Origin of the sequence: Acidiphilium sp. 34-64-41 (assembly GCF_002282635.1) — a bacterium.
Classification (GTDB): domain Bacteria; phylum Pseudomonadota; class Alphaproteobacteria; order Acetobacterales; family Acetobacteraceae; genus Acidiphilium; species Acidiphilium rubrum.
On sequence record NZ_NCJX01000103.1, the window covers coordinates 1 to 21604 of the forward strand.

At 64.1% G+C, this 21604-nt stretch carries 18 protein-coding genes and 2 pseudogenes; 7 read left to right on the forward strand and 13 right to left on the reverse strand.

Translation table 11 applies throughout. From position 1 onward, the window contains the following. A pseudogene (locus B7X49_RS16235) lies at nucleotides 1–298 on the forward strand (hypothetical protein); the annotation flags it as partial. A gap of 140 nt (nucleotides 299–438) precedes the next feature. Here the strand turns inward: B7X49_RS16235 and B7X49_RS16240 are convergent. The 11 genes from B7X49_RS16240 to B7X49_RS16290 all read right to left on the reverse strand — a co-directional run bounded on the left by B7X49_RS16240 (nucleotide 439) and on the right by B7X49_RS16290 (nucleotide 13799). Continuing rightward, nucleotides 439–1800, reverse strand: a complete 1362-nt coding sequence (locus tag B7X49_RS16240) for an L-serine ammonia-lyase (protein ID WP_286704801.1) — start codon at nucleotides 1798–1800, stop codon at nucleotides 439–441. A 7-nt stretch (nucleotides 1801–1807) separates the two neighbouring features. Next, nucleotides 1808–2365: a sarcosine oxidase subunit gamma gene (locus B7X49_RS16245; protein ID WP_286704800.1), complete on the reverse strand. Its 558-nt coding sequence runs from the start codon at nucleotides 2363–2365 to the stop codon at nucleotides 1808–1810. Next, nucleotides 2358–5306, reverse strand: coding sequence for a sarcosine oxidase subunit alpha family protein (locus tag B7X49_RS16250; protein WP_286704799.1), 2949 nt, complete (start codon nucleotides 5304–5306; stop codon nucleotides 2358–2360). Before B7X49_RS16250 ends, B7X49_RS16245 begins: the two co-directional genes overlap by 8 nt. Beyond that, entirely contained in the window at nucleotides 5303–5566 is a 264-nt protein-coding gene (locus B7X49_RS16255; RefSeq protein WP_286704798.1) for a sarcosine oxidase subunit delta, read from the reverse strand. Before B7X49_RS16255 ends, B7X49_RS16250 begins: the two co-directional genes overlap by 4 nt. A gap of 14 nt (nucleotides 5567–5580) precedes the next feature. Then, nucleotides 5581–6834 carry a sarcosine oxidase subunit beta family protein gene (locus B7X49_RS16260; protein ID WP_286704797.1) on the reverse strand — a complete coding sequence of 418 codons (1254 nt, stop codon included), beginning with the start codon at nucleotides 6832–6834 and terminating at the stop codon, nucleotides 5581–5583. Between the two features lie 156 nt (nucleotides 6835–6990). Further along, entirely contained in the window at nucleotides 6991–8646 is a 1656-nt protein-coding gene (gene betA, locus B7X49_RS16265) for a choline dehydrogenase (protein ID WP_286704796.1), read from the reverse strand. A 197-nt stretch (nucleotides 8647–8843) separates the two neighbouring features. After that, entirely contained in the window at nucleotides 8844–10298 is a 1455-nt protein-coding gene (betB, locus tag B7X49_RS16270) for a betaine-aldehyde dehydrogenase (RefSeq protein ID WP_286704795.1), read from the reverse strand. A gap of 20 nt (nucleotides 10299–10318) precedes the next feature. Then, the gene (gene choV / locus B7X49_RS16275) at nucleotides 10319–11548 is read right to left on the reverse strand and encodes a choline ABC transporter ATP-binding protein (protein WP_286704794.1); all 1230 of its coding nucleotides are present in this window, start codon (nucleotides 11546–11548) and stop codon (nucleotides 10319–10321) included. Further along, nucleotides 11545–12402, reverse strand: coding sequence for a choline ABC transporter permease subunit (gene choW, locus B7X49_RS16280; RefSeq protein ID WP_286704802.1), 858 nt, complete (start codon nucleotides 12400–12402; stop codon nucleotides 11545–11547). Before choW ends, choV begins: the two co-directional genes overlap by 4 nt. Nucleotides 12403–12508: 106 nt before the next feature. After that, on the reverse strand, nucleotides 12509–13465 hold the full coding sequence (locus B7X49_RS16285) for a glycine betaine ABC transporter substrate-binding protein (RefSeq protein ID WP_286704793.1): 957 nt from the start codon (nucleotides 13463–13465) through the stop codon (nucleotides 12509–12511). A 163-nt stretch (nucleotides 13466–13628) separates the two neighbouring features. Continuing rightward, the gene (locus tag B7X49_RS16290; protein WP_139334060.1) at nucleotides 13629–13799 is read right to left on the reverse strand and encodes an SMR family transporter; all 171 of its coding nucleotides are present in this window, start codon (nucleotides 13797–13799) and stop codon (nucleotides 13629–13631) included. Between the two features lie 275 nt (nucleotides 13800–14074). Between B7X49_RS16290 and B7X49_RS16295 the strand changes: the two genes are divergently transcribed. Genes B7X49_RS16295 through B7X49_RS16320 form a run of 6 tightly spaced genes read left to right on the forward strand, consistent with a single transcriptional unit; the run spans nucleotide 14075 to nucleotide 20348 of the window. Next, a complete protein-coding gene (locus B7X49_RS16295; protein WP_286704792.1) occupies nucleotides 14075–15325 on the forward strand; it encodes an aromatic ring-hydroxylating dioxygenase subunit alpha in 1251 nt (416 codons plus the stop codon). 1 nt (nucleotide 15326) lies between these two features. Next, nucleotides 15327–16610: a cystathionine gamma-synthase family protein gene (locus B7X49_RS16300; protein WP_286704791.1), complete on the forward strand. Its 1284-nt coding sequence runs from the start codon at nucleotides 15327–15329 to the stop codon at nucleotides 16608–16610. 3 nt (nucleotides 16611–16613) lie between these two features. Continuing rightward, complete coding sequence (locus tag B7X49_RS16305) at nucleotides 16614–17885, forward strand: FAD-dependent oxidoreductase (protein WP_286840204.1); 1272 nt, start codon at nucleotides 16614–16616, stop codon at nucleotides 17883–17885. Beyond that, the gene (locus tag B7X49_RS16310; protein ID WP_286840206.1) at nucleotides 17873–18031 is read left to right on the forward strand and encodes a hypothetical protein; all 159 of its coding nucleotides are present in this window, start codon (nucleotides 17873–17875) and stop codon (nucleotides 18029–18031) included. The genes B7X49_RS16305 and B7X49_RS16310 overlap by 13 nt, the downstream gene beginning before the upstream one ends. Beyond that, on the forward strand, nucleotides 18028–19206 hold the full coding sequence (locus B7X49_RS16315) for an FAD-binding oxidoreductase (protein ID WP_286704789.1): 1179 nt from the start codon (nucleotides 18028–18030) through the stop codon (nucleotides 19204–19206). Before B7X49_RS16310 ends, B7X49_RS16315 begins: the two co-directional genes overlap by 4 nt. Next, nucleotides 19203–20348, forward strand: a complete 1146-nt coding sequence (locus B7X49_RS16320; protein ID WP_286840208.1) for an FAD-binding oxidoreductase — start codon at nucleotides 19203–19205, stop codon at nucleotides 20346–20348. Before B7X49_RS16315 ends, B7X49_RS16320 begins: the two co-directional genes overlap by 4 nt. Here B7X49_RS16320 and B7X49_RS16325 read toward each other — a convergent pair. Together B7X49_RS16325 and B7X49_RS16330 are read right to left on the reverse strand one after the other, a co-directional pair. Further along, nucleotides 20257–21192 (reverse strand): LysR substrate-binding domain-containing protein, encoded by a 936-nt coding sequence (locus tag B7X49_RS16325; protein ID WP_286704787.1) that lies wholly within the window; start codon nucleotides 21190–21192, stop codon nucleotides 20257–20259. The two genes, B7X49_RS16320 and B7X49_RS16325, sit on opposite strands and share 92 nt — an antisense overlap. 128 nt (nucleotides 21193–21320) lie before the next feature. After that, nucleotides 21321–21604, reverse strand: a pseudogene (locus tag B7X49_RS16330) (hypothetical protein); the annotation flags it as partial.

Sequence of the window (21604 nt, forward strand, 5' to 3'; positions counted from 1 at the left end):
CCTGCCGTGCCGCGAAGCCTGGCTCTACCGCCTGATCCCCGAAACCGGCTTCACCCGCTTCACCCTGCAACACATCCTCGCCGACCCCGAATTCGCAGGGTTCCTTGCCGCCAACCCAAAACTCATCCGCATCCTCACCCCGCTCTACAACGCCATGGGCATCGACCTGCCCACCGAACCCCCCTTCGCCCCCGACCCACCACCAGACTCCCGCCGCCACATCATCTTCGGCACGCCAGATTGCGCCGCGTCCGAATCCCCCACCCCAGACCAAGATTTCAAAATTCAATCCGCGTGACCAACCCACTTCCGCACGCCCATATCATTACGATATCGCAACGAAATAAACGAATAAGGCGCGATCCAGCCAAATCCCCAGTCCCAGAGTAAAAAAGTTTTTTGCTTCTTTTTTACAAAAAAGAAGTCTTCCCCTTCACCCTAACACTCAATAAAATTAGCAGCGAGCCCCCCAAGCGAGGTCTCTTTATATTTACTATTCATATCCGCCCCGGTCTGTCGCATGGTCGCGATCACCTGATCGAGCGAGATATGGTGGGTTCCATCGCCCCGTGCCGCGAGTGAGGCGGCGCTGATGGCTTTGATCGCGCCGAACGCGTTGCGTTCGATGCAGGGAATTTGCACCAGCCCGCCGACCGGGTCGCAGGTCATGCCGAGGTGATGTTCCATGGCGATTTCCGCGGCGTTTTCGATCTGGCGGTTGGTGGCACCGCGTGCGGCGGCGAGGCCGGCGGCGGCCATCGAGGCGGCGACCCCAACCTCGCCCTGACAGCCGACTTCAGCGCCCGAGATCGAGGCGTTGGTCTTGAACAATCCACCGATCGCGGTGGCGGTGAACAGAAAGTCGCGCATCAATTCATGCGTGGCACCGGGGCAGAAATCGCGGAAATAGCGCAGCACGGCGGGAATGACCCCGGCGGCACCGTTGGTCGGCGCGGTGACAATTTTGCCGCCGGCGGCGTTTTCCTCGTTCACCGCCATCGCGAACAGGCTGACCCAGTCCATTTTTTCATGGGGTGCGAGGTCGTTGCGTGCAGCGTCGGTCTGCATTTTTGTGTGCAGCGCGGGGGCGCGCCGCATGATCTTCAAACCACCGGGCAGGGTGCCGGTGGTCCGCATTCCGCGTTCGATGCCGTTCATCATGGTGGCAAGCACCAGGTCGGCGTGGGCGAGCACGGTTGCCGGCTCGCGCAGCGAGAATTCATTGGCGCGCATCATGGCCGCGATCGACAGGCCGGAGGCTTCGCCGAGCCGCAGCAGATCGACGGCGTTGGCGAAGGGATAGGGCACGGTTTCGGTAATCGCGCCGAGATCGGGTTTTTCATCTTCGCGAATGACGAAACCCCCGCCGACCGAGCACCAGCGTTCGGCGGCGAGAATGCTGCCGGCGGCATCGCGCGCGCTGAATTCGAGTGTGTTGGGGTGGCGCGTGGTGGGTGTCTCGTAGTCGAACACAATATCCGTTGCCGGATCGAATTTGATCGGATGAACCCCGCCGAGTTTCAGCACGCAAGCCGTCGTAACCGCTGCGGCGATCGCATCCGCCTGATCGGGATCAACCGTTTCCGGCGCCTCACCGGCCAGGCCGAGGATCACGGCTTTATCCGTCCCGTGGCCTTTGCCGGTCCAGGCGAGCGAGCCGAGCAGCGTAATCTGTACACGCGCCACGCCAGCCGGATTAGCAAGGTCAGCCGCAAAACTATGCGCAGCCCGCATCGGCCCGACCGTGTGTGACGATGACGGGCCGATGCCGATTTTGAACAGATCGAACAGGCTGATCATGACAGGGTCAATCCGGATACTCGCGGCCGATCTCGTGCAGCAATGAAACCACATAGGGCGCGAAGGAGCGCCAGATTTCAAGGTGGAATTCGGCAATCCCGGTCCGCCACAGCACGATATCGGCCTTGGCGAAAATCGTCCGCGTCGCCATGCCGACCGGAAACGCCGCACTGCCCAGATCAAGCGGACACAGCGCGTTGATCATCGCGCCAGCGTGCGGCCCGGCGAGCCTTATGCCGGTTTGCCGGTGGCTGACATCGACCAGTGAAAACAGCCGATCCGCCAGACCGGCGGCAAGCGCGCCCGGAATCGCGGCATCGGCGGCGGGCGCCAGCACCAGCGACTCATCCGGCCCAAGGCGCAGCGCCGTCCGATCGCCGGAGGTCACGGCGCGGTTGATCGGCGCGGTGAAATCAAGCCCGAGCGCGGCACCCGCGGCGGTCAGGGACTCTTCCGGCAGCCGCAGCACGAAGCGGGTGAGCGGGGCGGATTTTTCGATCCTGCGGTCCACCGCACCCGGCAGCGGGGCGGTGCGCCGTGCGGGGGCGATTGCGATGTCAGCCATCGAGCCGTGCTCCTTCGGGATCGTAGAAAACCGGGTCGGTCAGCGTCACCGCGACCGAGCGTCCCGGCAGGGGAACATGCAGGGTTTCGCCAATCCGCGCCCTCCCGTTGCGCACCATCGCAAGCGCGATCGAGCGATTGAGCGCCGCACTCCAATAGGACGACGTCACGTGCCCCAGCATGGTCATCGGAATCGGCTGCGCCGGATCGGCGACCAGATGCGCACCCTCCTCCAGCACTTCGGCAGGATCGGCGGTGAGCAGCCCGACCAATTGCTTGCGATCGGTCTGGCTGGCCAGCGCGGTGCGGGCAAGGGCGCGCTTGCCAACGAAATCGGGCTTCGCCTTGCCGATCGCCCACGTCAGGCCGACATCATCGGGCGTCGCCGTCCCATCGGTCTCCTGACCGACGATGATATAGCCTTTCTCCGCGCGCAGCACGTGCATGGTCTCGGTGCCATAGGGCACGATGCCGTGGGTCTGGCCGGCCTGATCAATCGCCTCCCAAACCGCGCGCCCATAATCGGCCGGCACGTTGATCTCAAAGCCGAGTTCGCCGGTGAAACTCACGCGGAACAGCCGTGCCGGCACGCCGGCGACCCGGCATTCCACCACGCTCATATGCGGCATCGCGGCCGCCGAAATATCGGCATCTTCCACCAGCGGCGCAATCACCTCCCGCGCGCGCGGACCCTGCACCGCAATCACCGCGTATTGTTCGGTGGTCGAGGTAAGCCAGACCTTCAGATCGGTGAATTCGGTCTGCAGATAATCTTCCATCATGTTCAGCACGCGCGCCGCACCGCCGGTGGTGGTGGTCACGTGGAACCGATCATCGGCAATCCGGCCGACCACGCCGTCATCGATGATGAACCCGTCCTCGCGCAGCAGAAGGCCGTAGCGCAGCCTTCCGGGTTTCAGCTTGGTCCAGGCGTTGACATACATGCGGTTGAGAAATTCCGCAGCATCCGGGCCAGTGATTTCGATCTTGCCAAGCGTCGAGGCATCGAACAAACCAACCCCGGCGCGCACCGCGGCGCATTCGCGGGCGACCGCTTCATGCATCGTCTCCGCCCCGCACGGAAAATACCGCGCGCGTTTCCACAGGCTGACATCCTCGAACACCGCGCCGTGTTCGGCGGCCCAGGCGTGGATCGGCGTCTCACGCACCGGTTCGAACAGATCACCCCGCGCATAGCCCGCAAAATAGCCGAACGGGATCGGCGTATACGGCATCCGGAACGTGGTGGTGCCGATGCTGGGAATGGCAACGCCAAGCGATTTCGACACGATGCCGAGCGCGTTCATGTTCGAGGTCTTACCCTGATCGGTCGCCATGCCGGTGGTGGTGTAGCGCTTGACGTGCTCGATCGAGCGGAACCCTTCGGACAGCGCGAGGGTGATGTCTTTCGCCGTCACGTCGTTCTGGAAATCAACAAAGGCGCGCACGCTGGCCGGGTCGCGCCCGTGCGGCACCTCGCCCAGAAACCCGGCCGCAACAGTCTCGGCCACCGGCGCCGCCACCGCCTGCCCCGTCGCCGAAAGCCCGGCCGCCCGGCCTGAGGCGATCGCCGCTTCGAGCGACTGGCAGCCCGAGGCAGCGCCCGCCGCAATCGTCGGCTCGGCCGGCGTCCCGGGAATAAAGGCATCCAGCGCCGGATCAAACGCGAGCTTGCCCCGGCTCTGCGAGAACAGATGCACGCTGGGCGTAAACCCGCCGGACATCAGCACCAGATCGCAGGCAATCCGCTCGGCGTTCGCCTCCCCGATCGTGGCAACGCTGACGGCCGCAACGCGCAAATTGCCCTCGGTGCCAATGATCGTCGAATGCGTGCGGATCGGCAGGCCCGCAGCCCGCGCCGCCTCCAAACCCGGCCCCTCGGGGCTTTCCCGCAGATCGACGATGGCGGCAATCGTCACACCAGCCTCGTGCAGCGAAACCGCCGCGCGATACGCATCGTCATGCGCGGTGAACACCACGGCACGATTGCCGGGTTTGACCGCGTAGCGCTCGACATAGGTCCGCGCCGCATCGGCCAGCATGATGCCCGGCCGATCATTGTCCGGAAACACCAAAGGCCGTTCGATCGCACCGGTTGCGGTGATCACCTGCTTGGCGCGCACCTGCCACAGCCGGCCGCGCGGCGCATCGTCGCTGGTTTCGCCCTGGTGATCGGTCAGATCCTGTGCCAGCCCGATCATGTTGTGCGGGAAATAGCCGAACGCGATGGTGCGTGGCAGCATCGTGATGTTTGCAAAACCGGCAAGCCGTGCGCGCTGTTCGGCGAGCCAGGCGGATTGGCCGGGTTCCGCCAGCAGCGCGCCACCGAATTGCGGCTGTTCGTCGCAAATGATCACCCGCGCGCCGGTCTCGGCAGCGGCCAGTGCTGCGCTCAGCCCGGCAGGCCCGGCGCCGATCACCAGCACATCGCAATGGGCATAAATCTGCGCGTAGCGCGCGGCATCCGGTGCCGCCGGCGATCGGCCGAGCCCGGCGATGGCGCGGATGCGCGGCTCGAAAAACTTCGTCCACGCGCCCTTCGGCCACATGAAGGTCTTGTAGTAGAATCCGGCAGGGAAAAAGCGCCACAGCCGGTCGGTAATGCTGCCGACATCACGCTCCAACGAAGGCGTGCGGTTCTGACTCTCCGCGCGCAGCCCGTGATAAAGCTCAACCTGCGTGGCCCGCAGATTGGGCGTGTAATGCCCCTCGTCACGCCCGACGCCCACTAACGCGTTCGGCTCCTCCGCACCCGCCGAAACAATGCCGCGCGGGCGGTGATATTTGAAGCTGCGCCCAACCAGATGCACCCCGTTAGCCAGCAACGCCGAGGCCAGCGTATCGCCGGCATGGCCGGTCATGGCCTTGCCATCGAAGGTGAACGGAACCGTCACGCGCCGGTCGATCAGCCCACCGGTGGCGAGGCGATACTTTTGTGTCATGCCGGCGCCTCACCGATCTTGTAGGTCTGCTCGAAAAAATCCGTCACGGTATTGCGCCGCGCGTTGAAAAACCGCCCGCACCCATGCGCGTGCCGCCACCGCTCGGCATAACTGCCGCGCGCATTGCTCCGCTGGTACAAAAACGCGGTCCACTCCGCATCGGTGGCACTCGCCGGCGCGCGCACCACATGCGCCTCACCGCCATAGGAGAACTCGATTTCAGGACGCTCGCCGCAATAAGGGCAGGAAATCACTAACATCTTAAATCTCCTTGTCAGTGCGCGACAGCGGCAGCCGCCGCCTCGTCGATCAATCGCCCGGCGCCGAACCGCTCAAGGTTGAACGGCGCATTGATCTTGTGCGGCTCGTCCTTCGCCATGGTGTAGGCGAACAAATCGGCCGAGCCCGGCGTCGCCTTGAACCCGCCGGTGCCCCAGCCGCAATTCACATACAGGCCCGGCACCTCGGTCTTGGCGATGATCGGCGAACGATCCGGCGTGACATCGACAATACCGCCCCAGTTGCGCAGCATCCGCATCCGCCGGAACATCGGAAACAATTCACAGATCGCTTCGAGCGTGTGCGATGAAATATGCAAAGCCCCGCGCTGACTATACGAAATATACGCATCCGTCCCCGCGCCGATCACCAGCTCGCCCTTGTCGGACTGGCTGATATAGGCGTGGATCGTGTTCGACATCACGACGCACGGAAAAATCGGCTTGATCGGCTCGGACACCAGCGCCTGCAACGGATAACTCTCGAGCGGCATCCGCTGCCCCGCCATCGCCATCAGCACCGATGTATTGCCCGCCGCGACAATCCCCAACCGCCGCGTCGCAATCGCACCCCGGCTGGTCTGCACCCCGCTGACCCGACCGCTCGCATCACGATCGATCCCGGTGACCTCGCAATTCTGAATGATGTCGACCCCGAGCGCATCCGCCGCCCGCGCATAGCCCCACGCCACCGCATCATGCCGCGCCGTACCCGCACGCCGCTGCAACGCCGCCCCCGTCACCGCATGACGCATCCCCGGCGCAATGTTCAGCGGCGGGCAGAACGATTTCGCCTGATCGGGCGATAACCACTCGTTATCGACGCCGTTCAACCGGTTCGCATGCACATGCCGCTTGAACACCTGCTCGTCATGCACGTTATGCGACAGCATCATCACGCCGCGCTGCGAGAACATGACGTTATAATTCAAATCCGCCGACAACCCCTCCCACAACTTCACGGAATGGTCGTAAAGCGCGGCACTCTCGTCGAACAGATAATTCGAACGAATGATCGTGGTGTTGCGCCCGGTATTGCCGCCGCCGATCCAGCCCTTTTCCAGCACCGCGATGTTGCGCAGCCCGTGCTTCTTCGCGAGATAATACGCCGTGCCAAGGCCGTGACCGCCGCCACCGACGATAATGGCCTCATAGGCCGGTTTGGGTGCTGCATCACGCCATTGGCGGTCCCAGCCTTTCTGGCCGGATAACGCCTCTTTCGCCAAGGTAAAGGCTGAGAATTTCTGCATATCAAGGCTCCAAGTTAAGGCCAGGGCTCTGCCCTGGACCCGTCGTGCGCAGCACGCTTACGCGTGACGGGGCCTTAGGCCCCAGACCCCATTAGTTAAGGCACAAGCCTACACGGTCTACGCGCACTCACTCGGCACAAGACTTGTATAATTCCGTCATCGCTGCGCGACTGCCCAATTCTTCGCCGTGTAGAACGGCGCATTGCTCGGCGGCAGCAACGCCACACCCCGGATATGATCCGCCGCCTTCTCCCCGATCATGATGGTCGGCGCGTTCAAATTCCCCGTCGTCACCCGCGGCATGATCGAACTGTCCGCCACCCGCAGCCCCTCCACCCCGATCACCCTGGTGTCCGGTGCCACCACCGCCATCGGGTCGTCCACCGCGCCCATCTTGCACGTGCCACACGGATGATACGCACTCTCGACACTCTTGCTGATATACGCATCAATCTCGGCATCACTCACCACGCCGCTGCCAGGCGCAATCTCGCGCCCCCGGAACGGCGCGAACGCATCTTGCGCAAAAATCTCGCGCGTCAGCCGCACACAGGCGCGCATATCCACCCAATCCTCCGGATCGCTCATGTAGTTGAACACGATCGACGGCGCCGCCGCCGGATCAGCCCCGCGCAACCGCACCCAGCCCCGGCTGCGCGACCGCATCGGGCCGACATGCGCCTGAAACCCATGCTCGGACGCGATCCCCTTGCCATCATACCGCACCGCGAGCGGCAGGAAATGATATTGAATATCCGGATAATCGATCCCCGCGCGCGAGCGAATAAACCCGCAGCTCTCGAAATGATTGGTAGCCCCCAAACCATCGCGCAACGCCAGCCAGCGCATGCCGATCAACGCCTTCGCCAGCGGATTCATCTTCGAATACAATGTAATCGGCCGGGTGCAGGCATACTGGAAGTAAAACTCCAGATGATCCTGCAAATTCTCGCCCACACCGGGCCGATCCGCGACCACGCCGATGCCGTGCGCCCGCAATTCATCCGCCGGGCCAACCCCCGACAACTTCAACAGCTTCGGCGAATTGATCGCACCCGCGGCAAGAATAACCTCCCGCCGCGCACGCACCACCACATCCTGGCCCCTCCTGCGATACGCCACCCCCACCGCGCGCCCGCCCTCGAACACCACCCGCGAAACCAGCGTTTGCGCCTCGATCGAAAGATTCGCCCGCCCCCGCGCCGGCCGCAAATAGGCATTCGCCGCACTCCACCGCCGGCCGCGATGAACCGTCATGTCCATCCGGCCAAACCCCTCCTGCTGATACCCGTTGACATCCTCCGTCACCGGATAGCCCGCCTGGCGCCCGGCTTCGATGAAGGCCTGGTATAGCGGATTGCGCAGCGGCCCATATTTCGTGTGCAACGGCCCCTCACCACCCCGCCACGCATCACCCCCCTCATCACGCGTCTCGGCACGCTTGAAATACGGCAACACATTCCGATACGCCCAGCCCCGCGCGCCCATCTCCTCCCACCGGTCGAAATCCAGCGGATTGCCGCGAATATAAACCAACCCGTTGATCGAAGACGATCCGCCCAACACCTTGCCGCGCGGCGTATGCATCCGCCGGCCCCCCAAATGCGGCTCCGGCTCGCTGTGATAACCCCAATCATACTTCGGCATGTTCATCGGCATCGATAACGCACTCGGCATCTGTATCAACACCGATCGATCCGACCCGCCATACTCCAACAATAAAACCGAAACCCCGGCATCCTCCGATAACCGCGCCGCTAACACACACCCCGCGGAGCCCGCTCCGACAACGACGTAATCATACTCGGTCATGGGGTTGGTGCCTTTCGGGAGGAAGGCCAGGGGCTCTGCCCCTGGACCCCGTTAAAGGCGGAGCCTTTAAAATCCATTAGTTTTAGGCAAGGGGAGGGCGACCCAGGCCAGATCGACGAAACTAGCGGGTTCTAAGGGCTCCGCCCTTAGTGGGGGGTTCGGGGGGCAAAGCCCCCTGATCTTCCTTCCGTAAGCCATCAAAACCCCAAAACCGGTGTGAGTGCGACGTAGACGGATTTGGTCTCGGTGTAGGCGTCGAGTGCGGTGCGGCTGTTTTCGCGGCCGTAGCCGGATTGTTTCATGCCGCCGAACGGCAGTTCGACCGGGGTGATGTTGTATTGGTTGATCCAGCAGGTGCCGGCTTTGAGTTGGGCGATCATGGTATGGGCGCGGGCGAGGGTGGTGGTGAACACGGCGGCGGACAGGCCGTATTGGGTTGCGTTGGCGCGGGTGATGGCTTCGGCATCGGTATCGAAGGGGAATACCGCCATCACGGGGCCGAAGATTTCCTCTTGGGCGATGCTCATGCCATCGGTGCAATCGGCAAAGATGGTGGGTTCGACGAAGCTGCCTTGGGCGAGGGCGCCGGTGGTGCATCGGTTGCCGCCGGCAGCGAGGCGGGCGCCGGCGGCTTTGCCGGCTTCGATGTGGGCCAGGACTTTTTCCATGTGCTCCGGCGAGATCAGGGCGCCGATCTGCGTGGCGGGATCGAGCGGATCGCCGATGGTGAGGGTGCGGGTTTTCGCCATGAGAGCGTCGAGAAACCGGTCGTAGATGCTGCGATGGACGAATACGCGGGTGCCGTTCGAGCAGATTTCACCGGCGGAGTAGAAATTGCCGAGCATGGCGGCGTTGACCGCACTTTCGATATCGGCGTCGTCGCAGATGATGATGGGGGATTTGCCGCCGAGTTCGAGCGTGACGCGCTTGAGGCTGGCGGCGGCGAGGGCAGCGACGGCTTTGCCGGTCGCGACCGATCCGGTGAGCGAGATTTTGCCGATGCCGGGATGCTCGACGAGGTGCCGGCCGGTTTCACCGAGACCGTTGACCACGTTGAACAGCCCATCCGGCAAGCCGGCCTGTTGGAAAATGCGCGCGAGTTCCAGCGCGGTGAGCGGGGTTTGCGGCGCGGGTTTGAAAATTACCGCATTGCCGCAGACCAGCGCGGGGGCGGCTTTCCAGCACGCGATTTGCAGCGGGTAGTTCCATGCGCCGATCGCGGCGACCACGCCGATCGGCTCGCGCCTGGTGTAGCCGAACGCGGTCGGGCCGAGATCGATCGCTTCGCCGGCGATGGTACCGGCCAGCCCGCCGAAATATTCGAGGCATTCGGCGCCAGAAATCACATCGACCGCGATGGTTTCGCTGATCGGGCGGCCGGTATCCTGGGATTCCAGGCGCGCGAGGGCGGGCAGGTTTTCGCGCAGCAACGCAGCGGCGCGCAGCAGAATCCGCCCGCGCGCGGCGGCGGGCGTTGCCGCCCAGTCGCGCTGGGCGGCGGTGGCGGCGGCGACCGCGGCATCGATCGTGGCGGCATCCGCGATGTCGAGTGTCGCGAGCAGCGCGCCGGTCGCCGGGTTGCGATCCTCGAAACTCGCAAGGCTGTTCGCGGACCAGTCTTGTCCGGCGATGAAATTGGGGCGCGATATCATGCTGGGCGTAGCCTTGTGGGTCAGTTGGTGGCGGCGGTGTTGTCGCGGTAATCGGCGCGGCCGGCCTGGGTCAGCGCATCGAGAATCTCGGTGGTGCCGATGCAACCGACGATGCGGCCGTTATCGTCCACCAGCACCGGGCGGGTGGTCTGCTGGCGGATTTCCACGATGTCCTTGAGCAGATGCTGGCCGGTGACGATGCCGGTACTGCCTTGCGGGCAGCGCACCCCGGCTTGCGGCCGATGGAACGGCGCCGCCGCGCCATCGCGGTGCAGCGCGATCAACTGGCCGCTATTGTCGAGATGCAGCGCGTAATCCTGATTGTCGTTGAAATGATGCGCGCCATCCGGCGCCCGCAACGCCCCGATCGGGCGCATCAACGAGGCGGCGCGGATCGCGGTGAGCGGGTTCATATGCGCAACGAATTCCGCGACGTAATCGGTCGCCGGGCGCAGCACGATGTCTTCGGGCTTGCCGACCTGGATCACCCGCCCGTCCTTCATGATCGCGATCCGGTTGCCGATTTTCAGCGCCTCGTCGAGATCGTGGGTAACGAAAATGATGGTCTTCTGCACGGTGCGTTGCAGTTGCAGCAACTCGTCCTGCAATTTGTTGCGGATCAGCGGATCGAGGGCGGAAAACGGTTCGTCCATCAGCAGAATGTCGGGGTTGGTGACCAGCGCGCGCGCCAGGCCGACGCGCTGCTGCATCCCGCCCGACAACTCGCTCGCGTGCTTGTCCGCCCATTGCAGCAGGCCGACGCGATCGAGCCATTGATCGACGCTGGCGCGCATTTCCGCGGGTTTCATCTTGCGCAGTTCGAGGCCGAGTTCCACATTGCGGCGCACCGTGCGCCAGGGCAGCAACGCGAATTGCTGAAACACCATGGAAACCGCCTGGTTGCGCAGGCGGCGCAAGGTGGCGGGCGGCGGGTTGCTCATATCGACCAATTCCTCGCCGTGGCGGATGGTGATGCGACCGCGGCTGATCGTGTTCAGCCCGTTCAGCGCGCGCAGCACCGTGGTCTTGCCCGAGCCGGACAGGCCCATCAGCACGAAAATCTCGCCCTGTTCGACCTCCAGATTGACGTCCGCCGCGCCGACCACGATGCCGGTCGAGCCGATGATGTCGTTGCGGGTCTTGCCGGCGTCGAGTTCGGCGAGCGCGGTTTGCATCCGCGTGCGCGACCCGCGGTCGGCGCTGCCGGGGAACAGGATATCGACGGCCTCGAACTTCGCGGCGAAACTCATGCGCTGGTGCTTTCCTGGCTCGGCCGGAACACCCGGTCGAGAATGACCGCGACGATCACGATGGCGAGACCCGAGGTGAATCCCTTGCCGATTTGCACGGTCTCCATCGCCTCGACCACCGGCTCACCCAGGCCGCCGGCGCCGACCAATGCTGCGATCACCACCATCGACAGGCTCAGCATGATCACCTGGGTCAGCCCGGCCAGAATGGTCGGCAGCGCGGCGGGGATTTCCACTTTCCAGAGCAGTTCGGTCGGACTCGCGCCGAACGCCTGACCGGCTTCGATCAACGGGCGCGGCACGTTGCTGATGCCGATATAGGTCAGGCGGATCGGCGTGGGCACGACGAAAACGATGGCGGAGATCAGACCCGGCACGCTGCCGAGGCCGAACAGCACCAGCGTCGGGATCAGGTACACGAAGGTCGGCAGCGTCTGCATCATATCAAGCACCGGGCGCAGCACGCGGTACAGCGCCGGCCGGTGCGCGGCGGCGATGCCAATGGGAACGCCGATCGCCATGCAGGCGAGCGTGGCATACACGATCAGCGAAATTGTCTCCAGCGTGCGATCCCAATAGCCCTGGTTCAGAATGAACAGCAGGGCCAGGAAAACGAACAGCGCCATCCGCCAGGATTTTTTGAAAACATAGGTGAGTGCCGCAAAAATCACGATCAGCAGCAGGGCAGGGACCGCGTGCAGAATGTTGGTCGTGCCATCGAGCAGGAAGCCCAGCACGTTGGACAGACCGTCGAAAAAACCCTGGAAATTATTTTTGACGAAATTGACGAAATCGGTCGACCAGGTGCCGACCGGTATCGCGTGGTCGGTAATCCAGGTCTCGGGATGGGTCAGAAGGGTCACGATGATCTCTCCCGCATGGGCCCGTGTCGATTGCTGGCGCGCAATGCCCGCTCTGGCCGATCGGTGCCAGGGCAGGCGGTGCGCGGCAAGGGTGTTGTCAGCTCGCCTTGAGCTTGCTCATCACGGCGGGCGCGCCCGGCTTGCCATCGGTGGTGGTGACACCGGCCAGGGTGGATTTCACCCAGTCCGGATGCGCGAGCAGCCAGGCCGCGGCGACCGCGTTGGCGTCCTTATGTTTCACCTGCACATCGTACATCATCGCGTTTTCGTCGTTGATGGTGAGTTTGAAATGATGCAGCAGGGTGCCGACATTCGGGCATTCCTTGGCGTAGCCGTATTTGGTGTTGATATAAATGGTCGCCTTGCCTTCGTCCGGGCCGAAATAATCATGCCCACCGGAGAGGTAGTCGATATGGAACTGCACGTTCATCGGCTCCGGTTCCCAGCCGAGGAACACGATCGCCTGTTTTTTCGGATATTTGCGCGATACCTCCGAAAGCATGCCCGCTTCGCTCGACTGCACCAGATGGAACTTGCCGAGACCAAATTTATTCGCCTTGATCATGGCGAGGATGTGCTGATTGCCGTCGTTGCCGGGCTCGATGCCATAAATCTTGTAGTCGAGCTGCTTGCCGTATTTCGCGATGTCGGCAAAGCTGGTGAGGCCCTGTTTGTAGAGATAATGCGGCACCACCAGCGTGTATTTCGCATCGGTCAGGTCAGGGCCAATCACCTGCATCGCTTTCTGCTTGATGTAGGGTTCCGTCGTCTTGTCCTGCGAAGGTGTCCAATTGTCGAGAAAGACGTCGATCTTCTTGTCCTGCATGCCGGCGTACATGACCTGCAGCGAATAGAGATTGGTCTTGACCGTGTAACCCAGATCTTGGGCGACATCGGTGAACACCGCGTTCTGCACGGCATTATCGGTCCAGCCGATGTTTGCCATGGTGATGGTCTTGCACGAAGCCGGCTCCGCGGCGCGCGCGATGCCGAGCCCGAGCGATGCCGTTGCCATGATCGACGCAAAAGCCGTGATGACTGTTAGATTTTTCAATTTAGCCTCCTGGATGCACAGATTCTCGTAACCAATCCGCGCTGGTTTTCTGTCCCTGGAACGCCGCAATCTGTGTGCGGTCGCCGTAATGCTAAGCATCATGTTGCACCCGACGGCGTCTTGCATGCAAGCGACATCGCCCTTGCATCCGCCCATCTTGCACCTAATGGGGCAGGCCGGTCGACCAAAAATTGACGATAGCGACCCCGGCATAAAACAGAACCGTCAGCACACCGGCCACCGGCTGGGTGAAGCCGCGCGACGCCTTCAGGAACGAGGTGCCGGCGACTTCGAACAGGATCGCGATGGCGAGGAGGATGTAGGGGGATGGCATCGGGGGGCGACTCTCAGGGAGGTCAATGAGGGAAAGGGACGATAAGCACTTCTTTTTTTGAAAAAAAAGAAGCAAAAAAACGTCTACTCGCGCGTCCCGTGCCGTTGCGGCGCCCGAAGCCCAGTTCAAAAAAGTTTTTTGCTTCTTTTTTTCAAAAAAGAAGCGCTTCCCTTCCCTGCGCCGCCGCCCGCAGAAAGACATGGGCTTATGCACAAATGCAATTTGCCTCATCGCGCCGCGCAATCCTAACGTGCGCGTGATCTTGGAGGCTCCTGATGCTCGACCAGCAGACGATCAACGCGCAGATCGGTGATCTATTGGCCACCCGCCGGCCGGGGCATAGTCTGCCCGGGGCGTTCTACCACGATCCGGCGATTTTCGATTTCGACCTGCGCGAGATTTTTGGCCAGGCGTGGCTGATGGTCGGCTTCGAGGTCGAGGTTGCGGCGCCGGGCGCCTATCTGGCGATCACGATCGGCCGCAGCCCGGTGGTGGTGTTGCGCGGGCAGGATGGCGTGTTGCGCGGGTTTTTCAATTCGTGCCGGCATCGGGGCGCGCAGATCCTGCCGGATGGGTGCGGCACCGCCGAGCGGCTGATGTGCCCGTATCATCAATGGATGTATGATGATCGCGGCGCGCTGCGCGGGGCCGGGCGGATGCCGCGCGATTTCGATAAATCCCAGCATGGCCTGAAACCCATTCACGTCCGCACCGTGGCCGGCACGGTTTATGTGTGTCTCGCCGAGCAGGCGCCGGATTTCACCGCGTTTCACGATGCGCTGGCCCCGATGCTGGCGCCGCACGATATGCTGAACGCCAAGGTCGCCGCCCAGGCGACGCTCGTGGAGCGCGGCAACTGGAAGCTGGTGATGGAAAACGCGCGCGAGTGCTATCATTGCGCGGCGCGCCATCCGCAATTATCGGTCTCGTTCCCGACCGATGCGCGGGGCAATTTTCTGAGCTCCGAGCGGGTCGATATCCTGGATTTCAAGCAGCGGATGGAGGCGATGGGCCTGCCGAGCGCGCCGGTCGAGGGCGCTTGGTGGCAGGCCTCGCGCTTTGCGCTGCGCGAGGGCAACGAGTCGATCACGATCGATGGCAAGCCCTGTGTGAAAAAGCCGATGTGCAGCGTCAACGGCGGCGATGTCGGGTCGATGCGCTGGGCGCTGGAGCCGCATAGTTTCTGTCATGCGCTGGGCGATTTCGTGTTCATGTTCATCGCCCTGCCGGTCGCCCCCGAGGAGACCATCGTGATGGCGAAATGGCTGGTGCACAAGGATGCGCAGGAAGGGATCGACTACACGGTCGATGATCTGACCACCGTGTGGAACGAGACCAATTTGCAGGACCGCGATCTGGTCGAGAACAACCAGCGCGGGGTGAATTCGTTGGGATATACGCCAGGACCCTACAGCGAGAGTTCGGAATCGCTCGCGATCCGCTTCGTCGATTGGTATGCCAACCGGGTGGCTTCGGTGGTGCCGCAACCGGCGCCGATGCGCCGGCCCGCCCTGGTCGGGCTCTGACATGGCCGATCTGCCGCTCGGCGCCGATCGGGATCACCAGGCCTGGCACCCGGAAACCATTGCGGTCGGGCATGGTTATCATCCGGCCGAGCATCACGGTTCGGCGAAACCGCCGGTCTATCTGACCTCGACCTTCGTGTATCGCGATTCGATGCACGCGAAGACCGCGCATGAGGGCTATATCGCCGGCCGCGCGCCGCAGTCCGGCGCGGATGAGGGCTATATCTACGCCCGGCTCGATCATCCGAACATGCAGATGCTGCAGGACCGGATGGCCGCACTCGACCGTGCCGAGGCGTGTGCGGTGTTCAATTCCGGCATGGCGGCGATTTCGACCACGCTGCTGTCGCTGGTGCGGCCGGGCGAAAGCGTGGTGCACACCAGCCCGCTGTATGGCGGCACCGATGGGTTGCTGAACAATCTGATGGCACCCGCGCACGGGGTAAAGCCGGTCGCGATCGCGGATGCGGTGGATGAGGCTTCGATCACCGGCGCGGTCGATCAGGCGCTGGCACATGGACGGCTCGGGGTGATCTGGGTCGAGACACCGTCGAACCCGCTGGCCGGGATTGCCGATATCGCGCTGATCGCGCGGATTGCCCGGCGGCTGGAATTGCAGCAGGGCAGCCGGCCGCTGGTGGTGGTCGATAACACGTTCATGGGGCCGCTGCTGCAAAACCCGCTCGAACAGGGGGCGGATCTGTGCATGACCTCGCTGACCAAATACGCGAGCGGGCATAGTGATCTGTTGGGCGGCAGCGTATCCGGCCGGTTCGCGCTGATCGACCCGTTGCGGAAAATGCGCACGGTGATGGGCACGCATCTCGATCCGCATGGCTGCTGGCTGCTGCTGCGCTCGCTGGAAACCATGGGGCTGCGCACCGAACGGGCGTGCCGCAACGCGGCGGCGGTGGCGCGGTTTTTGCGCGATCATCCGAAAGTGGCGCGCGTGACCTACGCCGGGTTTCTGCCGGAGGGCAGTGCGGCGCGCGCGACGTTCGAGCGGCAATGCGCGGGTGCGGGTTCGACCTTCGTGTTCGACATCAAGGGCGGCGAGGCCGAGGCGTTCCGGATGCTCGATGCGCTGAAACTGCTGCGCCTCGCGGTCAGCCTGGGCGGCACGGAGACGCTGATCTGCCACTCGGCGACGACGACGCATTTTTCGGTGCCGAAGGCCCGGCGCGAGGCTTCGGGCGTGACCGATGCGACCATTCGGCTCTCGGTCGGGATCGAGCATGAGGCGGATATTATCGGTGATCTGGCACAAGCGCTGGAAAGGATCTGAGCGATGGATGGTGTGACGCGGCAGGCGTATCCGGTCGATCCGAAATCCGCGGTGGGCAAGCTGGCGCGACCGGCGCAATTCGTGGATGTGCTGGTGGTCGGCGCCGGCCCGGCGGGCATCGCGGCCGCGCTGGCGGCGGCGGGTGAGGGCCGTTCGGTCATGCTGGTCGATGAGCATCCGGTCAGTGCGGCGCTGGCCGGGCTCGATGTGCCCTATCTGTTTGGCGGCCGGGCAACACCGGCGTTGGGCAATCAGGCGCGGATGATCGAACAGGTCGCCGGCGCCATGCCGGGCCTGGAGTATGCGTTCGAGGCGGGGATCGAGGTGGCGCTCAATACCAGCATTTGGGGCATGTGGGTCGCGGGGCCGGGCTTGCAGGTGCTGCCGTGCGCGGTGGCGGGGCTTGCGACCGAGGATCGGTCCTGGCTGTGCGGCTTCGGCCGCGCGGTGATCGCGACCGGCGCGCGCGATCTGGTGCTGTCCTTCGCGGGGTCGGACCAGCCGGGCGTGGTCGGCGCGCAGGGGCTGCACGCGCTGCTGACGCGCTATGACGCCTTCGCCGGCCGCGTGGTGAGCATTCTGGGATCGGGCCGGCTGGCGCTGGAGACCGCGCTGCTCGCGCTCGACAAGGGTTTGACGGTTGCCGCCCTGATCGAGGTGCGCGATGCGCCGCAGGGTCCGGCCGATCTGGTGGCCGAAGTCGCGGCGCGCGGGGTTGCAATTCGCTGCGGCGCCGTGCCGTTGATGGCAGAGACCAATGTGGATGGCGTGGTGGCGCTGCGGATCATTCCGGTGGCGGGCGGCACGGTCGAGCGGATTGCGTGCGATACCGTATGCTTGGCACTCGGCCTGGTGCCGCAGATCGAACTGCTCGATACGCTGGGGGCGGCGGTTACGCTCGACCGCGATCGGGGCGGCTACGTGCCGGTGTGCGATGCAACGGGCCAGACCTCGATCGAAGCGATCAGCGTGGCGGGGGATTGCGCCGGCGTGGCCGAGCCCGGCGGGCTCGATTACCGCATGGCGTGGATGCGCGCGCTGCTCGATACCGGCGGCAACGACGCGTTGGCCTGCACCTGCGAGGAAGTAACCCGCGGCGATGTGTTCGCGCTGCATCAGCCACGCTATCTCGGCCCGGAATCCGAGGCGATGGCGGCGCGCGACCTGGCCGGGCTGCTGGCCGATGGGCCGCCGGATCACGACCAGATGAAGCGGCTGACCCGGGTTTCGATGGGGCCATGCCAGGGGCGGCGCGCGCGCCGGTGCGCCCGCTGAGCCTGGCGGCCCTCGCGGCACCCGATGACGAAGCCGGGCGGGACGGCTGGGATGTGTGGTTCGGCATCGTCGCGCAATGGGTGCCCTATGATGAAATCGGCACGCCGCGCGAGGCCGAATACATCGCCGGGGACATGCATCTATGAGCCAGACACGGGAGAGCGGTGCCGCGGTCGTCATCATCGGCGCGGGCGTGACCGGGCTGAGTGCCGCCTGGTGGTTGGCGCGCGACGGGGTGGATGTGCTGGTGCTCGACAAGGGCGTGATCGGCTACGAAGCCTCGAGCCGCAACGGCGGTGGTGCGACCCATTATCAGAGCCCGCTGTTCCACGAGGAACAACGGCTGTGGCCGCTGATGGATGAACTGCTCGGTTATCCGACCGAACACCGGCCGGAGCGCATCGTGATCGCGATGAACGAGGCGCAGATGGCGCGCTACCAGCGGATGCAGGGGATTCTGGCCGGGCTCGGTTATCGGGCCGACCTGCTCGATCCGCAGCAAGTGCGCGATGCGGTGCCGCTGGCGGGCGATCAGCATATCGGCGGCGTGCATATCCGCACCGGCGGGCAGGCCAATCCGCAGCGCACGGTGCAGGCCTATGCCTGGGCGGCGCAGGACCACGGCGCGCGGATCATGCAGCATACGCCGGTGCTGGGCATAGAAATGGCGCATGGCCGCGCCATCGGCGTGCGGACGCGGGATGGCCTGATCGGATGCGATCAGCTGATCGTTGCGGCGGGGCCGCAATCGGGCACGCTGCTGCGCGGCATCGGGATCGACCTGCCGGTGGCACCCGCGCGGGCGGAAATGATCGTGACCGAGGCGCTGCCGCTGATGCCGTACGGCGGCGTCGACGGCAACGGTCTCTACGGGCGGCAGACGCTGCGCGGCAACCTTGCCTACGGCGGCGGCTGGCACGAGTGGATGGACGAATTGCCGCTGCACGGCGCGCTGCCCCGGCCCTCGACCCCGGTGCTGCAACAGATCGCACTCCGCATCGCGCAGATGCTGCCCAAGGCGGCACACGCAAGGATGATCCGCTCCTGGGCCGGCATCATTGAAAACACGCCGGACGGCCGGCCCGTGCTCGACCGGCCCGCCAACCCCGGCAACGTGACGGTGGCCACCATGTCGAGCGTCGGCTTCGGCCTATCGCCCGCGACCGGGCACGCGCTGCGGGACCTGGTGATCGACGGACGATGCTCGTTCGCCGATATCGATAAATTATCGCTGCGGCGGTTCGACGGGCTGGACCCGGATTGGCGGCGCATCCAAGGCTGGGTCACCCCGGCGACACACCAAGCCAGTGTCCCGGTATGAGTGCGGGAAAAATTCTTGTGGTCGGTGGTGGCATTGCCGGGCTGAGCGCGGCCTGGGGCTTGGTGCGGCGTGGGTTTGCGGTGGAGTTGTTTGAGCAGGGGGCGCTGCCGTATCCCAAGGCGTCGTCTTATGATGAGCATCGGATCATTCGCCATGCGTACGGCGATATGGAGGGTTATGCGTATCTGATGCCCGAGGCGTTTCGGGTCTGGACTGCGTTGTGGGCGGCTTTGGGGGTCTGCCATTACGATGCGATGCCGGCGGTTTATCTGATGCGCGGTGAGAGCGACTGGTACGAGACGACCAAGCGCTCGATGGGCCGGATGGGTGTGGCGTGCACCGATATTTCGATCGATGCGGCGATGGCGCGGTATCCGATGGTCAATCCCGAGGGCGTCACCCGTGTGGTGCAGACCGATGGCGCGGGGATGTTGTATCCGATTCGTATTTTGACCGACATGGTCAAGCTGATTGCGGGGCTGGGTGTGGTGCTGCACCCGAATTCGCTGGTGGAATCGGTTGATCTGGAAGCCGGGACGGTGCGGACCGCGGCGGGCATTACCCAGGGCGATGCGGTGGTGGTGACGGCCGGGGCCTGGGTGAACCGGTTGATCCCGTCCACCATCGGGGTTGCGGTGCCGTCGCGCCAGGCGGTGATGTTTCTGGCGCCGCCGCCGGCGCTGGTTGGTGCGTGGCAGGCGGCGCCGGTGTTGATCGATATCGGGCCGGACAGCGGCACCTATACCCTGCCGCCGCGCGCCGGAACCCGGCTGAAAATCGGTGATCATCAGTTCACCCGCCAGGGCGATCCCGATGAGGACCGCACCGGCACCGATGCCGATGTGGAACGCCTGACCGCGGCGGCGCGGCGCGCCTGGCTCGATTTCGACGCCTATACGGTGCTGGAGCGTAAGGCATGTTTTTATACCGTGACGGCTGATGAACGATTCCTGGTGCGGCGGGAACGATGCCGACACATTGGCGATTTGGGCGGCCGGCCGGGCCGGTTGATACCGGAGGCCACACCGGCAAGCTTTGGCACAACCTGCCTTACGGGGCGGGGGGGCGGGCGCAGTGTTCGATCATCCAGCTGCGGAAGAGGGCGACGACGGGGTCGGCGAGGTCTTCGGGGCGGAGGATGAGGAAGTAGCCGTAGCCTTCGTCGATGATGGCGTCGTAGGGCATGACGAGGCGGCCGGCGGCGAGTTCCGGGGCGAACAGGTTGAGGTCGGTGAGGGCAACGCCGGTGCCGGCGATGGCGTAGCTGGCGGCGTAGCTGGCGGTATCGAAGGCGAGGCCGCGGTCGGTGTTGACGTCGAGTTTGAGTTGCTGGACGTAGCTGGCCCATTTGATGCCGCGGGCCTGGCCTTCGAGTTTGACGTGCAGAAGCTCGTTGTCGCGCAGGAATTGTTCGAGGGATTTGCCTTGATGGGCTTCGGCGATTTCGGGGGCGCAGACGGGTGCGAGGTTGATCATCCAGAGCAGGTCGGTGACGGTCTGGCTGACCTGGGGGCGGTCGTAGACCACGGCGACGTCGGGTTCTTCCTTGGGCATGCCGGTGCCGTTGGAGGAGAAGACGTCGATCAGGATGTCCGGGTATTCGCGGTGGAAGTATTTCAGGGCCGGGATGGCGATTTGCTGGAGGAAGCTGGGCGGCATGTGGACCCGCAGCGTGCGCTGGTGGCTGGCGCGGCCGCGGTTGCGGATAATCTCGTTCATTTCGCGCTCGATGGCATCGAACGAGCGGCTGATGGCCGGCAGGAGCGCCTGACCCGAGGCGGTGAGTTCGAGCCCGTGGGGGCGGCGGATGAGCAAGGGTGAGCCGAGCAGGGATTCCAGGGTTTGGACATGGCGGCTCAGGGCGCTTTGGGAGACGTTGAGCGCCTGACCGCCGGCGGTGAAGCTGAGGTGACGACCCACCGCCTCGAAGGCGCGCAGGGCGTTGAGGGGAATCCAGCTGCGGTTGATGATGGGTTTGGCGGCCATTTTGGCGAGTTTTGTCGGGGTTGGGGGCGATGGCAAGGGGTGGGGGTGATGGGATGGCTCATCGGCGCATTTCTGATGCTGGAAGACTGTCGTTAATTACGATATTGCAACGAAATAGGCGCGCAAAATCATGGACCTTTGCGCCACATTTTTTTCACATTGAAGGAGGGGATGAACGGCTGGTGCCAGGGTGGCACGGGCGGTGGGGGTGGGCCGAGGATATCGCGGAGTTGTTCGGGCGTGAAGTCGATGCTGCCGTCGGGGTTGATTTTGTATTGGTCCATGAAGCTGGGCTGGCGCTTTGGTTTGCGGGTGCGCTTGGGCCGGGGCTTGGTTGATTTGGGGCGTTTGATGCTGGCTGGGTAGCGCAGGCCGAGCATGGTGTGGAGCGGGCGGAGGATGCGGCCGAGGC